The following is a 14,826-nucleotide window of genomic DNA, read 5'->3' on the forward strand; positions in this document are numbered from 1 at the left end:
CTTTTTGATTTGTTGGTCATGGAAAACCGGTCCACGACTGCCGTACTCATAAGAACGATGGAGCGATCATCATCGCTGTCTTCAGCATAAAGAAAGGCCGGGGCGGCCAAACCGCCCCGGCATTCAGTTCCTTATTTCGCAGGCTTGTACCAGCTGTCGAGACCGTCCTGCAGCTTCTTGGCCGCAACATCAGGCGTATCGGTGCCGTTGATGACGTTGGCCGATTCAACCCAGGTTTCGTTTTCCAGGTTGGGCTTGCCACGCGACAGAATCTGATAAGTCGAGCGGATGGTTGGCTTGCACTTCTCGCGCCATGACACGAATTCCTGTGCCAGCGGGTCCTTCATCTTTACCGGTGTCGATGACAGGCTAAAGAAGCCCGGCAGTGCATTGGCATAGATGTCGGCGAACTCAGGCGAAGCAACCCAGCTCAGGAATTTCTTGGCAGCTTCCGGGTTCTTGCTCTTGGCATTCATCGCTGCGCCAAGATCGGCATGGTCAGAGATGTAGCATGTGTCGCCAGCCTTCTGGACTGGTGGCAGGAATGCACCCATCTTGAACTGAGCCTGTGTGTTGAACAGCGAGATTTCCCACGAACCGGCAGGATAGATCGCAGCCCGGCCGAGCGTAAAGAGGTTCTGACTATCCGGATAAGTCTGAGCTTCGAAACCGTCGCCGAGATAATCCTTCCACTTGGCAAGTGTCTTGTAAGGTGCAACCCAGTCGGCATCGGTCAGCTTCTGTGTGCCCTTGATCAGTGCCAGACGGCCTTCTTCGCCCTTCCAGTAGTTCGGTCCAATGTTCTGGTAGCCCATGGTTGCGGCTTCCCAGAGATCTTTCGTGCCCATGGCGAGCGGAATATAGGTGCCGTCCTTCTTGATCTTGTCGAGCGCCGCAAAGAATTCGGCTTCCGTGGTCGGAACAGTGATGCCGAGCTTGTCGAAAGCATCCTTGTTGTAGATGAAGCCATGGATAACCGAAGCCATCGGCACGCAGAACGTGTCGGAACCATCATCGGTGCTCCATGCGGCCTTGGCCACGGGCGAGAAGTTTTCGATGCCAGGCAAGCTCTTCAGGCTGGCAATGTTGCCGCGCTTGAACTGTTCCAGCGACTTGTCGAACGGACGGCAGGTAACGATATCGCCAGCGCTGCCCGCATCAAAACGTGCGCCGAGAGCCGCGTCATATTCCGTTGGCGGTGTTGGTGCGAACTTGACCTTGATGCCAGGATTCTTGGCTTCAAAAGCCGGAATGAGCTTTTCCTGCCAGATGGCAAGATCGTCGGTACGCCAGCTTTCGATTGTCAGCGTGGTGTCGGCAGCATGCGCGAAGCCAGCCGAAGCCAGGACGCTCGTTGCCATAAGCAGTGTTTTTAAAGTCGTGCTTCCCATTTTAGTCTCCTGTTGCACCCTTTGAGCAGTGCCGTTAACGAGAGCCGAGGCTCCCTTTGAGTTCCGAAAGCGCCGGGCGTAGCCTCTGTTGATTGCTTTCGAGAATGTGTGATGCCTGTTTTGCGTTTTCCGCACCGGCAGCCAGCAAAATTGCGGACTTCACCGAACCGCCTGTGGATGCCAGATGCTGTTTAGCGTCAACGATGTTGCATGCGCCGATAGCGGACACGATAAGCGCCGCGCGTTCGCGCAGTTTTTCATTGTCGGCAACGAGATTGACCATATAGCCGTCGTGGACGTGACCAAGATGCACGGCCATCAGCGTCGAAAGTAGATTGAGCGCAATCTTTTGCGCGGTCCCCGCCCCCATGCGTGTCGATCCCGCGACAATTTCAGGTGGAGTTTCCAGCGTAACCGCTACATCGGCTTTCTGGAAAAGCGGGACATTGGGATTGTTGGCAATAGCAATTATCTTGAGACCGCGCCGCTTGGCCTCATCGATGGCCGCAAGCGCATAGGGCGTTGTGCCACTGGCCGAGATCGAAATCAGGCAATCGCTGCTATCAAGCCCGGCGCTGGCAATATCTTTGGCTGCCTGATCGGTATCATCTTCGTAGGTACCAGCAAGGCGTTTGAGACTATCGACACCGCCGGCCAGCAGGATCACGATCCGATCCGGAGCAATGCCATAAGTGCCAGGCAATTCGAGTGCATCGGCCAATGCCATCAAGCCGGAACTGCCTGCTGCCGCATAGGCGATACGACCGCCAGCGGCCAGCGTTTCAGCTGCCAGCTTTGCCGCCTTGGCGATGGAATCCGTAGCACGCGCCACCGAAGCCGCAGCCTCGATTTGCGCGTCGTGCAGCAAACGCAAGACATCTTCTGGCGATCGCTCGTCCAGTCCGGATGCCTTGTCATTGCGTTGCTCGGTACGGGTTACCACCACTCGCCTCTCCTCGTTGCGATAATTAATGCCAAAAAAATACCACTTGTCCAGTAGTTCTTAAAAAAATCTCATATTGATTTTCATACAAATAAATTTATTATTTAAAATCAATAGTATATGCGAAAATGGAAAAAACAGAGAATTAACGCTTGGCTATTGGTATTTTATTGGTATTCTATTTTTGGAGGACAATGAAACGTGACATATCTCCTGGGAATTGATGGTGGTGGAACCGGCTGCAGAGCCGCTGTAGCCGACATGAGCGGCTGCGTTCTGGGCATCGGCAAAAGCGGTTCGGCCAATATCATGACCGATATGGAGACTGCACGTCTCAACATCCTCGACGCCACGCATTCGGCTTTCAATAATGCGAAAATTGACCCGTCAGCTATTCCCGGCACCGCCGCCGTTCTCGGACTTGCCGGCGCCAATGTCGGCGGCAATGGCCAAAAACTGCAGCTTACCCTGCCCTTTCAGCACTCGCTGGTCTCCTCGGATGGCGTGATCGCCCTGCAGGGCGCACTCGGCGACAATGATGGCACCGTGGTGATTATCGGAACAGGTTCTGTGTTTGTCACGCGCGACGGCAACGACATTCGCTTTGCCGGCGGCTGGGGTTTCAAGGTCGGCGATCTCGCAGGCGGTGCACGTGTTGGCCGCGATCTTCTCGAAGAAACTCTGCTTGCCTATGATCGCTTTCATCCGGGCTCGCCTCTGACCGATAAGATCATGCAGCAGTTCGAGAACAATCCGCACAAGATTGTTGAGTTTGCCCATTCGGCGCGGCCAAGTGATTTCGGCACATTCGCACCATTGGTTTTTGAATATGCAAAACTGGGTGATGCAGTTGCACTGGCAATCCTGCAGAAATCCGCCGCTCAGATCGAAGAAGGTCTTGATGCAATTATGCCATCAGGACAGGAACGTTTGTCGTTGCTTGGCGGACTCGGCGCGCTTTATGAAAAGCGCATTTCACCACGTTATCGAACCAGGTTGCAAAAACCGTTGAATGATGCGCTGACGGGTGCTGTACAGCTCGCGGTGAAAAACTTCGCATCCGCACGCAAGGAGGCTGTTCATGGCTGATGGTCTGATCGATATCCTGCCTTCACTCAATGACGGCTCTGCCAGTGGCGGCCCGCTTTATGTCAAGCTGCAACGACTGATTGAAACAGCCGTTCGCGACGGCATGCTGCAACCCGGCGATGCCCTGCCGCCGGAACGTGAACTCGCCACCATTGCCGATATTTCGCGTGTCACCGTACGCAAGGCGGTTCAAGGGCTGGTCACGACTGGCTTGCTTGTGCAGCGGCATGGCTCCGGCACCTTCGTTGCGCCCCGCTCCGAGCGCGTGGAGCAGTCCCTGTCACACCTAACATCATTCACCGAAGACATGGCCCGGCGCGGCATGATCGTTCGTTCGACCTGGCTTGATCGCGGTATCTATGCACCGTCGCCGGAAGAGATGGTGACGCTCGGGCTTTCGTCCGGGGAAAAAGTCGCGCGTATCAGCCGTCTGCGCGTAGCCAACGATACCCCGATGGCAATCGAGCGGGCAGCGCTGTCAATTGCAGTTCTGCCCAATCCCGAGCTGGTCACATTGTCGCTCTACGCGGTTCTGGCCGAAGGCGGCAATCGGCCTGCGCGCGCCATTCAGCGCATTTCTGCAGCCATTCTCAAAGAGAATGACGCCAAGTTGCTCGAAGTGCCAGCCGGTTCCGCCAGCCTCAATATCGAGCGGATATCCTATCTCGAATCGGGAAAAGTAATCGAATTTACCCGGTCTATTTACCGGGCAGACGCCTATGAATTCGTCGCCGAACTGAAGCTCGGCGACTCTTCGGAAATTTCAGGAGCAGTGCTTTGACCACCAATCGAACCCTTATGCGCGAAGAAATCGAGTCCATCCCGGATGTGACGGCACGGTTTCTCGATGCATCCCGCGATACACTGGCCAAGGCCGGGGCAAAGCTGCGCGAGAAAAATCCGCCCTTTCTGGCGTCGATTGCCCGTGGTTCATCGGATCACGTTACGGCCTATCTGAAATATGCAACGGAGCTCACCGCAGGAATTCCCGTCGCTTCGCTCGGACCGTCGGTTGCTTCGATCTATGGCATCACCTTGAAACTCGCCAGCGCTGCGACGCTTTCCATTTCCCAGTCCGGCAAGAGCCCGGATATTGTCAGCATGACCAAGGCTGCGCGCGAAAGCGGCGCGCTGACGCTGGCGATCACCAATGAAATCAATTCCGATCTTGCCTATGCCAGCGATTTTGCCATCGACATCCTTGCCGGGCAGGAACGCAGCGTCGCTGCCACGAAAACCTTTGTCAGCTCCGCCGTTGCCGGTCTCGCCCTGATCGGCCATTGGACGCAGGATGAAGAGCTTCTTGCGGCGATTGATGCGCTTCCCAAGGCTCTGACGGCAGCCATCCGCTGCGATTGGTCGCCCTTTGCTGCAGCCATGAAAAACGAGAACTCAATCTTTGTGCTGGGTCGTGGCCCGTCTTTGGCAATCTCCAATGAAGTCGCGCTGAAATTCAAGGAAACCAGCGCAATGCATGCAGAATCCTACAGTGCCGCTGAAGTCATGCACGGCCCCAAGGCCATTGTCGGCACAGGCTTTCCGGTATTAGTTCTGGCTGCACGCGATGCGGCGGAAGATTCGCTGGTCGAAGCGGCAGACCGGCTTGCCGAACAGGGTGCTTCAGTGTTTCTCACCTCAACGAAGCCATCCAAGGCAACAGCGCTGCCGTTCATTGCAACGGCACATCCGCTGACGGATCCCCTCGCCCTCCTTGTTTCTTTTTACGCTTTCGTGGAAGGTTTTGCCCGCAGCCGTGGTCTGAACCCGGATGAGCCACCGCATTTGAGAAAAGTGACTGAAACAATATGAGCACTGCCTATGCACTGACCGGCGCCGACATTTTCGACGGACAAAGCTGGCACGCCGGTTCCGCTATCCTGGTGGATGAAGGTTTGATCACTGGCATCATTGCCAGAGCAGATGTGCCCGCAGATACCCGACTGGTTGAGTTGAATGGCGGCAAGCTGGTTCCGGGTTTTATCGACCTTCAGGTCAATGGCGGGGGCGGCGTCCTTCTCAACGACGGCCCGACTGTCGACGCGATCCGGACAATCTGCAAGGCGCACTTCGCATTCGGCACAACCGCTCTGTTGCCGACACTGATCACGGATACGCCTGCCATCACCAATGCAGCCATTGCTGCAGGCAAAGCGGCTGCGCAGGAAAAAGTCGCCGGATTTATCGGCCTGCATCTGGAGGGACCGCATCTTTCGGTATCGCACAAGGGCACCCACGACCCGGCACTCATCCGCCCGATGGAAGACAGCGATCTGATTGCCATTGTCGAGGCGGTGCAGGAATTGCCGGTTCTGCTCACAACGGTCGCACCCGAGACGGTCCCTGCCGACAAGATCAAAGCGATGGTCGATGCCGGTATTGTGGTCAGCATTGGTCATAGCGGTGCGTCCTACGAGGTGGCGATTGCTGCAAAAGATGCCGGTGCGTCCATGGCAACGCACCTGTTCAATGCCATGAGCCAGCTTGGCCACCGCAGCCCTGGTGTGGTGGGCGCTGTGCTTGAATCCGGCGAATTGTCCGCAGGACTGATCGCCGACGGGTTCCATGTCACCAAAGCATCGATGGCCATTGCTCTGCGCGCCAAAAAAGGACCGGCAAAAATCTTTCTTGTAACCGACGCCATGTCGACTATTGGCACAGACATCACCTCCTTCACACTTAATGGCAGAACGATCCGGCGTGCCGGTGGCCGCCTCACCCTCGAGGACGGAACGCTGGCAGGGGCTGATCTCGACATGATCTCAGCCGTGCGTTTCGTGCATCGCGAACTGGGCCTTGATCTTGATGAAGCGTTGCGCATGGCTTCGCTTTATCCTGCCGAGAGCATCCGCATCGACCATCAATACGGCCGGATTGGCTCAGGATACGTCGCCAACATCGTGCATCTCGATGACGCTCTGGACGTCACGCAGGTTTGGATCGATGGCGATCTGCATTTCGCCCGTAGCTAATAAGAGGGTGATTGGCACTGCTATTGTGCGTGGTTCGACAGGCTCACCATGAGGGAGATGGTGTGCTGCAATGAGTCACCTTCTACCCTGCTGCTCGGCTGGCTTTACAACCCAACTATCTCCCTCATGGTGAGCCTGTCGAACCACGTGCTGAATTTGATGTAATTCATTTCACAGAACACCACCCGAGTTGACGGCATTCTCCGATTGATCATACTGATCAGTCTTGGATAATCGGAGAAATAGGATGGCGAAGGATGCACTGATCGTCATTGACGTGCAGAACGATTTTTGCCCCGGCGGCTTACTGGCGGTTGATGGCGGCAATGAGATTATCCCGATTATCAACAAACTGATCATGCGTTTCGATCACGTCATCCTCACGCAGGACTGGCACCCCGCAGGTCATTCAAGCTTTGCCTCGACCCATCCCGGCAAGGCTCCGTTTGAAACAATCAAAATGCCCTATGGCGAACAGACCCTGTGGCCGGATCATTGTATTCAGGGGATGCCCGGAGCTGACTTTCACCCGGACCTGCATTGGACCAAGGCAGAGCTGATTGTCCGCAAGGGTTTCCGGCCACATATCGATAGTTATTCCGCGTTTTTCGAAAATGACCACAAGACACCGACCGGCCTTGCCGGGTATCTGCGTGAGCGCGAAATCACCAATGTTACTTTTGCCGGTCTCGCGACGGATTATTGCGTTGCGTACTCGGCACTGGATGCCGTTACGCACGGATTTGCCGCCGATGTCCTGCTCGATGCCTGCCGCGCAATCGACATGGGCGGATCGCTTGCCACCTTGCTCGCGACAATGCGCAAAGCCGGTGTCACCCTGATCTGATGGGAAAAAGTGAACAGCTGCGCATTTTTTCCACAGGCAGAGTGCGAGACTTTGGACTAAAGTTATAAAACTGTTGTTTCTCTGTCACATAATGGGGATAGTGCCCGTAAGCGCACTCTAGATGACGCCTCATTATGGGAGACACACATGACATTTCGCGGCACTTCGCTCAGCCTCGCGTTCGGATTTATCCTCGCGTCCTCCACCTCATCTTTTGCTGTCACCGAAATCAGCTGGTGGCACGCCATGACCGGTGCCAACAACGAGGTTGTTGAAACACTGTCCAAGGAATTCAATGAGAGCCAGAGCGACTACAAGGTCGTTCCGGTGTTCAAGGGCACCTACCCTGAAACCTTGAACGCTGGTATCGCAGCGTTCCGTGCCAAACAGGCGCCGCATATCATGCAGGTTTTCGATGCCGGAACCGGTGTCATGATGGGCGCCGAAGGCGCAATCAAACCTGTGGCCGACATTCTCTCGATGGGTGGTTCCAAGTTCGACAAGAGCCTCTACCTGCCAGGTATTGTCGCCTATTATTCCAAGCCAGATGGCACAATGCTGTCTTTCCCATACAACAGCTCCTCGCCAATCCTTTACTACAACAAGGATATTTTCAAGAAAGCCGGGCTGGACGAAAACAACCCGCCGAAGACATGGCCTGAGGTGTGGGACGCTGCCAAGAAGATCAAAACCAGCGGCGCGGCCAAGTGCGGTTACACCTCGACATGGCTGACATGGATTCATACCGAGAATTTTGCAGCCTGGAACAATGTTTCCTACGGTACCAATGAAAACGGTATTGCAGGCACCGACGTCGAGCTCAAAATCAACGCTCCGCTGTTCGTAAAGCACTTCCAGGAACTGGCTGATCTCGCCAAGGATGGCACCTTCCGTTATGGCGGCCGCACATCAGAAGCCAAGCCACTGTTCCTGTCAGGCGAATGCGGCATCTTTACCGAATCCTCCGGTGGTCTCGGCGATGTGGTGAAGTCAGGCATGAACTATGGAACAGGCCAGCTGCCCTATGATCCTGAAGCAAAAGACGCACCGCAGAATACAACACCGGGCGGCGCCAGCCTTTGGGTTTTTGCCGGCAAGTCCGATGCGGAATACAAGGGTGTTGCAGCCTTCTTCACATTCCTTTCGCGCACCGACATTCAGGCGCGCCTGCATCAGGTTTCCGGCTATCTGCCTGTTACCCTTGCTGCATATGAAGAAACCAAAAAGTCCGGCTTCTACGACAAGAACCCAGCCCGCGAAATTCCGATCAAGCAGATGATGGGCAAGGCACCAACGGAAAACTCCAAGGGTGTCCGCCTGCCGAACCTGCCACAGGTTCGTGATATCGAGAATGAAGAATACGAGAACATGCTGTCGGGCAAACAGACTGCCCAGCAGGCTCTCGACAATGCCGTCAAGCGCGGCAATGCTGCCATCAAGCAGGCCAACGGCCAGTAAAAACCGGTCCATGAACGCCCTGTCCGCACCTTGTGCGGGCGGGGCTTTTCTACAAAAGGGGCAATCATGGCATCGTCAACGCGCGTCACGTTTCCAAACAAATTTCTGCCTTATCTACTGCTGGCCCCGCAAGTTGCCATCACGATTGTCTTTTTCTATTGGCCTGCCTCACAGGCAATCCGCCAATCTGTTCTGCGCGAAGACCCGTTTGGTCTGTCGTCAAAGTTTGTCGGTCTCGGCAATTTCAAGCGCGTCCTGAGCGATCCCAACTACCTGAACTCACTTCAGGTCACGGTTGTTTTCTCTATTGCAACCGCGCTGATCGCCATGGGTTTTGCCCTGCTCTTTGCCGTCATGGCTGACAAGGTTGTCCGGGGCAAAGGCATCTACCGCACCCTGATGATTTGGCCCTATGCGGTCGCACCGGCTATTGCCGGCATGCTCTGGCTCTTCCTCTTCAACCCGTCGATGGGCACATTTGCCTATATGATCCGTTCCGCCGGGTATAATTGGGACCCGCTGCTCAATGGCGATCAGGCCATGGTGCTTGTTGTTGCCGCGGCGGCGTGGAAACAGATCAGCTACAACTTCCTGTTCTTCGTTGCAGGTCTGCAGTCGATCCCGAAATCATTGATCGAGGCCGCAGCGATTGATGGTGCTGGCGAGACCAAGCGTTTCTGGACCATCGTGTTTCCGCTGCTCGCCCCGACCACCTTCTTCCTTCTGGTCGTCAACACGGTGTATGCCTTCTTCGATACATTCGGCATCATCCATTCTGTTACCGGCGGCGGCCCCGGCAAAGCCACGGAAACGTTGGTCTATAAAGTTTACAATGACGGCTTCGTCAATCTGATCCTTGGTGACTCAGCAGCACAATCCGTGATCCTCATGGTCATAGTTATCGGCTTGACGGCAATTCAGTTCCGTTATGTCGAGCGCAAAGTTCACTACGGCTAAGGGGAAAGATCATGATCCAGAACAATCCCATCAGCCGTTTTGTCGCCCATATCATCCTGATTATCGGCATTTTGATCGTGGCATTCCCGATCTATTACGCCTTTGTTGCATCGACGCAGTCGCTGCAGGACATCATGCGCCCGCCACTGTCCCTGCTGCCCGGCGGGCATTTCTGGGAAAACTACACCGCAGCACTTTTTGGCGGGGTTGGCCGCATCGGCGGCGTGAGTGTCGGCCGCCTGCTCATCAACAGCACGATCATGGCGCTGGCCATTGCTGTCGGCAAGATTATCATCTCGATCCTGTCGGCCTATGCCATCGTCTTCTTCCGCTTTCCCGGACGCATGGTCTTCTTCTGGCTCATCTTCATCACACTGATGCTGCCGGTCGAAGTGCGTATTCTGCCAACCTACAAGGTGATGGTCGATCTCGGCCTCATCGATACCTATACGGGCCTTACAGTTCCCCTGATGGCATCGGCAACAGCAACGCTCCTGTTCCGCCAGTTCTTCATGACCATTCCGGGCGAACTCGTCGAAGCGGCGCGCGTTGATGGCGCGGGACCATGGCGCTTTTTCAAGGACATTCTGTTGCCCCTGTCCAAAACCAATATCGCAGCGCTGTTCGTCATCCTCTTCATCTATGGCTGGACCCAATATCTCTGGCCATTGCTGATGACAAACCGCAATGACATGACGACCATCGTCATCGGACTGCGCAAAATGATCTCCTTCGCCGATGCCGATACGGAATGGCATCTGGTGATGGTTACCTGCATTCTGGCCATCCTCCCCCGATCCTCGTCGTTGTCCTTATGCAACGCTGGTTCGTGCGCGGTCTGGTCGAAACGGAGAAATGATATGGCAAGTGTTGAGCTTACAGGCGTCCGCAAGGTCTATGGCGGTTCCGTCGAGGCGGTAAAGGGCGTCAACATCGCAATCAATGACGGTGCATTGTGTGTCCTCGTTGGTCCATCGGGCTGCGGAAAATCTACCCTGTTGCGCATGATCGCCGGGTTGGAGTCCATTACCGACGGCACCGTCAAGATTGAGGACAAAGTCGTGAACGATCTCGGGCCCGCCGAGCGCGACATCGCCATGGTGTTTCAGAACTACGCGCTTTACCCGCACATGAAAGTCTATGACAACATGGCCTATGGTTTGCGCAATCGCGGCATGCCCAAGGACCAGATCGACAAACGTGCGCGCGAGGCTGCAGCAACATTGGAACTGACACATCTGCTCGAGCGGCGCCCACGCGAACTGTCCGGCGGCCAGCGCCAGCGTGTTGCGATGGGACGCGCCATCGTGCGCAACCCCAAAGTCTTTCTCTTCGATGAACCGCTATCGAATCTCGATGCCAAGCTGCGCGGCCAGATGCGCGTGGAAATCAAGAACCTGCAGCGCCAGCTTGGCGTGACCAGTGTCTATGTTACCCACGACCAGCTCGAAGCCATGACCCTTGCGGATATCCTTGTGGTGATGAATGCCGGGGCTGTCGAACAGATCGGAGCACCCCTCGATATCTACGAGAAACCGGCAAGCACCTTTGTTGCAAGCTTTATCGGCGCACCGCCGATGAACCTCATACCTGTGACGGCCGATGGTTCCGGATTGGTTCTGAAAGACGGTACGCGCATTGGTGCGCAAGGCCTCGCTGTTTCGGACAAAGATGCTGTTATTGGCTTCCGCCCGGAAGATCTGGAAATTTCGGCTGGAACCGACACCCATGCCGGCGGACTGGCACTCGACTTGAAAGTCCTTGGCGTCGAGCCTGTCGGTGCGGAAAGCTATGTCTACGGTATCATCGGCGGTGAGCGGGTTGTTGTTCGCGTGGCCGGCCGCTCTGTCTCGCAGCCGGATGATCATCTCCGGGTGATCATCCCCAAGGAAAAGCTGCATCTATTCGGCGGTGACGGAAAGCGTATTTAAGGCGCGAAATCGATGAAGGTTTTTCTCTCCCCTTGCGGGAGAGCATGGATTTTCTTGGATTTAGCCCTTTGCTAAATCCTTAGAAAATCCAAGAGAGGGGCTAATAGCAAATCCCCCTCTCTTGCAATTTCTAGCAATTACCAGCTTGGAACAGCTGCGCCCTTGTACTTATCAAGGATGAACTGCTTTACCGGGTCCGAATGGTAGGATTCGATCAGCGTCTTTACCCAAGGCTTGTCCTTGTCAGCAATACGCACAGCGATCAGATTGACGTAAGGTGCCTTTTCGCCTTCCTTCAGGATCGGGTCTTTCATGGGATCAAGGCCAGCTTCAAGCGCATAATTGGTGTTGATAGCAGCAGCGTCCACGTCATCGATCGAACGCGGCAACTGGGCAGCATCAAGCTCGACAAACTTGAAGTTCTTCTTGTTCTCGGTGATGTCAGCAAGCGTTACTTTCAGGCCCGAGCCTTCCTTCAACTTGATCGCACCCTTGTCGGCCAGGATCAGCAGCGCACGGCCGCCATTGGTCGGATCGTTGGGAATGGCGATGGTTGCACCATCAGCCAGCTCGTCGAAGCTCTTCACCTTTTTCGAATAGACGCCCATCGGGAAATTGACCGTATAGGCAACGTCAACAAGAGCGAATTTGCGGTCAGTAATCTGGTTGTCGAGATAAGGCTTGTGCTGGAAAGAATTGGCATCAAGCTCTCCATCATTCAGCGCCTGGTTTGGCACGACATAATCCGAAAATTCGAAAATCTCGATATCCAGCCCCTTGGGCTTGGCGATCTCTTTGACCTTTTCCATAATCTGCGCGTGTTCGCCCGGCGTCACGCCAACCTTGATGGTTTCAGCCAGTGCGCTGGTTGCGCTCAGGATTGCCGCAAGCGCAACGGTGGCGAGGATTTTCTTCAACATTTTACTCTCCTGTTTAAACAAAATTGATTCAACGCGGGCGAATGCGCTTGTCGAACCGCCGGGCCAGCCAATCACCGGCGCTTTGGACCAATTGGACAAGCACGATCAGCACCAGAACCACAATGGCCATGACATCAGGCATGAAGCGCTGATAACCGTAACGGATACCAAGGTCGCCCAGACCGCCGCCACCCACCGCCCCAACCATGGCTGAATAACCGATCAGGCTGACAATCGTCAGCGTCAGCGCCGACGTAATGCCGGGCTTTGCCTCAGCCAGCAGCACTTTGAAAACAATCTGGATCGGGCTGGCACCCATAGCGCGTGCGGCCTCTGTCAAACCGGGATCGACTTCGCGAATGGCCGTTTCAACCAGTCGGGCGATAAAGGGAATAGTGGCAATCGTCAAAGGCACAATCGCCGCGCTGGTTCCAATCGAGGTGCCTGCAATCAACCGCGTAAACGGGATGATGGAGACAACAAGGATAATGAAAGGCGTCGAACGCGCGGCATTAACGATCAGACCAAGTACTTTGTTGGTTGCAGGCGCTGCAAAAAGTTCACGCTTGCCGCTGTTGGCAAGAAACACTCCGAGCGGAATACCGAACAGCGAGCCAATCAACCCCGCCACAGCGACCATGTATAGCGTCTGACCCGTGGATTTGAGCAGCAATGCAAAAATATCAGCGGACATAACCGACAACCTCCGAGGATAGGCCATGTTCCGCAAGGAACGTGCGGGCTTGAGCGATTTTCGCCTCATCGGCGAGCAGCGACACGACCAGCATGCCGAATGGGCGTCCAGCGATTTCATCCACCGCACCAGCCATAATATTGACTTCGATGCCAAGGTCACTGCCGAGCCGTGCCAGCATGGGCTCCGTCGCATTCTCGCCCTTGAAGATGATACGAAGTATCGTCCGCAACCCGGCCTCCGGCTCCTCAACCATCTGCCGCGTCAGAAACTCCGGCAAATGCAGACCGGCGAGCCCGCCCAGCAGCGATCGCGTCGTTGCGTGTGTGTGCCCGGTGAAAACCTCAAAGGTTGGCCCCTGTTCAACGATCTGTCCGCCGTCAATAACCGCAACATGATCGGCTATGGTTTTGATCACTTCCATTTCATGGGTGATCAGCAGAACTGTCAGACCCAATTCCTTGTTGATCGTCTTCAGCAGAGCAAGAATCGACCGCGTTGTTTCTGGATCGAGTGCTGACGTCGCTTCATCGGATAAAAGGAGCTTCGGTTCCGTCGCCAGCGCCCGCGCGATGCCAATCCGCTGTTTCTGTCCACCGGAAAGTTCGGAAGGATAGCGGTCACGTTTATCTGATAGGCCTACGAGATCCAACAGTGGCGTGACACGCTTTTCAATGGTTTGCTTGTCGATACCTGCAATTTCCAGTGGCAAGGCAATATTGTCGAAGGCTGTACGCGATGACAACAGATTGAAGTGCTGAAAAATCATCCCTATCGAGCGGCGCACATCGCGCAGGTTTTTCTCATCAAGTTCCGCAATGTTCATGCCATCCACAACGACGCGGCCGCTGGTTGGCTTTTCCAACCCGTTGACCAGTCGGATTAGCGTGGATTTACCAGCGCCGGACCGCCCAATAATGCCCGTCACCGAGCCACGTGGAACTGCCAGATCAATCCCGTCAAGCGCCACAACTTCCGCGCTGGTACGGCCCGCCGCAAAGCGTTTGGAAACACCTTCAAAAGCCACCATGGGAGTCGCGGTGTTAGTTGCGGTCAATTTATTTCCAACAGCCGCACGCCGCACTTTTTCTATCTTTGATATTTCAACTGTCATAGTCACTTGCGCTGCATTTGCAGCCGCCCTGTTGTCTGTTTGCGACTGTCTATACTGATCCAGTCGAGATTTCGATAGAGCGCTGCGCTGTAGATGAACATTTTCGATTGTGGGAACGTTCAATTCGTCGGCGGACAAATAAGAAATTCGTTAGACGAAAGCACAATCACCACGCCATATTGTCGAAATTTCAAATTAAAACAACCGCTTACCTCATGCGATTCAACCCGGCGTTTCTGGTCAAGTGCGAGAGCTAACACCATGAATCGAGACAGGCGCTTTTAAGTGTCATCAGTTTTGAGAGTGAAGCAGCACGCACCGAGCCAGCCGGTGTATCGGGGAGATGGGCCTCCCCGACCGTGGCAACGGCCTTGCTCTCAAAACTGGAGGTGAACAATGCGGTATAGACCGTTTGGTGTCACGCTAGTTGTGAAAAGAACCCGGACCGGCTGGCAGCTGATAATCCGGGTCCATTTCGCAATCTAGTCCCAGAGGGGTGGGCGAAAGTCCGCC

At 55.0% G+C, this 14,826-nt stretch carries 13 protein-coding genes and 1 pseudogene; 9 read left to right on the forward strand and 5 right to left on the reverse strand.

The window, feature by feature from the left end:
• Positions 1-131 precede the first annotated feature (131 nt).
• Both HB779_RS18675 and HB779_RS18680 read right to left on the reverse strand, forming a co-directional pair.
• Positions 132-1,391: an ABC transporter substrate-binding protein gene (locus HB779_RS18675; protein WP_188343737.1), complete on the reverse strand. Its 1,260-nt coding sequence runs from the start codon at positions 1,389-1,391 to the stop codon at positions 132-134.
• Positions 1,392-1,425: 34 nt separating this feature from the next.
• On the reverse strand, positions 1,426-2,337 hold the full coding sequence (locus HB779_RS18680) for an N-acetylmuramic acid 6-phosphate etherase (protein WP_188343738.1): 912 nt from the start codon (positions 2,335-2,337) through the stop codon (positions 1,426-1,428).
• A 198-nt stretch (positions 2,338-2,535) separates the two neighbouring features.
• Between HB779_RS18680 and HB779_RS18685 the strand changes: the two genes are divergently transcribed.
• From HB779_RS18685 to ugpC, 9 genes and pseudogenes are all read left to right on the forward strand, one after another.
• Entirely contained in the window at positions 2,536-3,423 is an 888-nt protein-coding gene (locus HB779_RS18685; RefSeq protein ID WP_188343739.1) for an N-acetylglucosamine kinase, read from the forward strand.
• On the forward strand, positions 3,416-4,204 hold the full coding sequence (locus HB779_RS18690) for a GntR family transcriptional regulator (protein WP_188343740.1): 789 nt from the start codon (positions 3,416-3,418) through the stop codon (positions 4,202-4,204). The genes HB779_RS18685 and HB779_RS18690 overlap by 8 nt, the downstream gene beginning before the upstream one ends.
• A 17-nt stretch (positions 4,205-4,221) precedes the next feature.
• Positions 4,222-5,232 carry an SIS domain-containing protein gene (locus HB779_RS18695; RefSeq protein WP_188346006.1) on the forward strand — a complete coding sequence of 337 codons (1,011 nt, stop codon included), beginning with the start codon at positions 4,222-4,224 and terminating at the stop codon, positions 5,230-5,232.
• Entirely contained in the window at positions 5,229-6,392 is a 1,164-nt protein-coding gene (gene nagA, locus HB779_RS18700) for an N-acetylglucosamine-6-phosphate deacetylase (RefSeq protein ID WP_188343741.1), read from the forward strand. The genes HB779_RS18695 and nagA overlap by 4 nt, the downstream gene beginning before the upstream one ends.
• Positions 6,393-6,639: 247 nt before the next feature.
• Positions 6,640-7,239, forward strand: a complete 600-nt coding sequence (gene pncA, locus HB779_RS18705) for a bifunctional nicotinamidase/pyrazinamidase (RefSeq protein WP_188343742.1) — start codon at positions 6,640-6,642, stop codon at positions 7,237-7,239.
• Positions 7,240-7,386: 147 nt separating this feature from the next.
• Complete coding sequence (gene ugpB / locus HB779_RS18710; RefSeq protein WP_188343743.1) at positions 7,387-8,697, forward strand: sn-glycerol-3-phosphate ABC transporter substrate-binding protein UgpB; 1,311 nt, start codon at positions 7,387-7,389, stop codon at positions 8,695-8,697.
• Positions 8,698-8,763: 66 nt separating this feature from the next.
• Positions 8,764-9,654: a sn-glycerol-3-phosphate ABC transporter permease UgpA gene (ugpA, locus tag HB779_RS18715; protein WP_188343744.1), complete on the forward strand. Its 891-nt coding sequence runs from the start codon at positions 8,764-8,766 to the stop codon at positions 9,652-9,654.
• Positions 9,655-9,665: 11 nt separating this feature from the next.
• Positions 9,666-10,513 (forward strand): annotated as a pseudogene (gene ugpE / locus HB779_RS18720) (sn-glycerol-3-phosphate ABC transporter permease UgpE).
• A gap of 1 nt (position 10,514) precedes the next feature.
• Positions 10,515-11,585 (forward strand): sn-glycerol-3-phosphate ABC transporter ATP-binding protein UgpC, encoded by a 1,071-nt coding sequence (gene ugpC, locus HB779_RS18725; protein WP_188343745.1) that lies wholly within the window; start codon positions 10,515-10,517, stop codon positions 11,583-11,585.
• A gap of 137 nt (positions 11,586-11,722) precedes the next feature.
• On the opposite strand, the gene HB779_RS18730 is transcribed toward ugpC, so the two are convergent.
• Genes HB779_RS18730 through HB779_RS18740 form a run of 3 tightly spaced genes read right to left on the reverse strand, consistent with a single transcriptional unit; the run spans position 11,723 to position 14,229 of the window.
• Positions 11,723-12,505, reverse strand: a complete 783-nt coding sequence (locus HB779_RS18730) for a MetQ/NlpA family ABC transporter substrate-binding protein (RefSeq protein ID WP_371823873.1) — start codon at positions 12,503-12,505, stop codon at positions 11,723-11,725.
• A 28-nt stretch (positions 12,506-12,533) separates the two neighbouring features.
• Positions 12,534-13,199, reverse strand: coding sequence for a methionine ABC transporter permease (locus HB779_RS18735; protein ID WP_188343746.1), 666 nt, complete (start codon positions 13,197-13,199; stop codon positions 12,534-12,536).
• Positions 13,189-14,229 (reverse strand): methionine ABC transporter ATP-binding protein, encoded by a 1,041-nt coding sequence (locus HB779_RS18740; RefSeq protein ID WP_188346008.1) that lies wholly within the window; start codon positions 14,227-14,229, stop codon positions 13,189-13,191. The genes HB779_RS18735 and HB779_RS18740 overlap by 11 nt, the downstream gene beginning before the upstream one ends.
• Positions 14,230-14,826 lie beyond the last annotated feature (597 nt).

This window comes from Phyllobacterium sp. 628 (genome assembly GCF_014189505.1).
GTDB lineage: Bacteria > Pseudomonadota > Alphaproteobacteria > Rhizobiales > Rhizobiaceae > Phyllobacterium.

What these genes read in the sequence shown, in the direction of transcription:
- HB779_RS18675 (WP_188343737.1), bottom strand. Translation starts at nt 1,391, where the DNA reads ATGGGAAGCACGACTTTAAAAACACTGCTTATGGCAACGAGCGTCCTG.
- HB779_RS18690 (WP_188343740.1), top strand. Translation starts at nt 3,416, where the DNA reads ATGGCTGATGGTCTGATCGATATCCTGCCTTCACTCAATGACGGCTCT.
- HB779_RS18695 (WP_188346006.1), top strand. Translation starts at nt 4,222, where the DNA reads ATGCGCGAAGAAATCGAGTCCATCCCGGATGTGACGGCACGGTTTCTC.
- nagA (WP_188343741.1), top strand. Translation starts at nt 5,229, where the DNA reads ATGAGCACTGCCTATGCACTGACCGGCGCCGACATTTTCGACGGACAA.
- pncA (WP_188343742.1), top strand. Translation starts at nt 6,640, where the DNA reads ATGGCGAAGGATGCACTGATCGTCATTGACGTGCAGAACGATTTTTGC.
- ugpB (WP_188343743.1), top strand. Translation starts at nt 7,387, where the DNA reads ATGACATTTCGCGGCACTTCGCTCAGCCTCGCGTTCGGATTTATCCTC.
- ugpA (WP_188343744.1), top strand. Translation starts at nt 8,764, where the DNA reads ATGGCATCGTCAACGCGCGTCACGTTTCCAAACAAATTTCTGCCTTAT.
- ugpC (WP_188343745.1), top strand. Translation starts at nt 10,515, where the DNA reads ATGGCAAGTGTTGAGCTTACAGGCGTCCGCAAGGTCTATGGCGGTTCC.
- HB779_RS18730 (WP_371823873.1), bottom strand. Translation starts at nt 12,505, where the DNA reads ATGTTGAAGAAAATCCTCGCCACCGTTGCGCTTGCGGCAATCCTGAGC.
- HB779_RS18735 (WP_188343746.1), bottom strand. Translation starts at nt 13,199, where the DNA reads ATGTCCGCTGATATTTTTGCATTGCTGCTCAAATCCACGGGTCAGACG.
- HB779_RS18740 (WP_188346008.1), bottom strand. Translation starts at nt 14,229, where the DNA reads ATGGTGGCTTTTGAAGGTGTTTCCAAACGCTTTGCGGCGGGCCGTACC.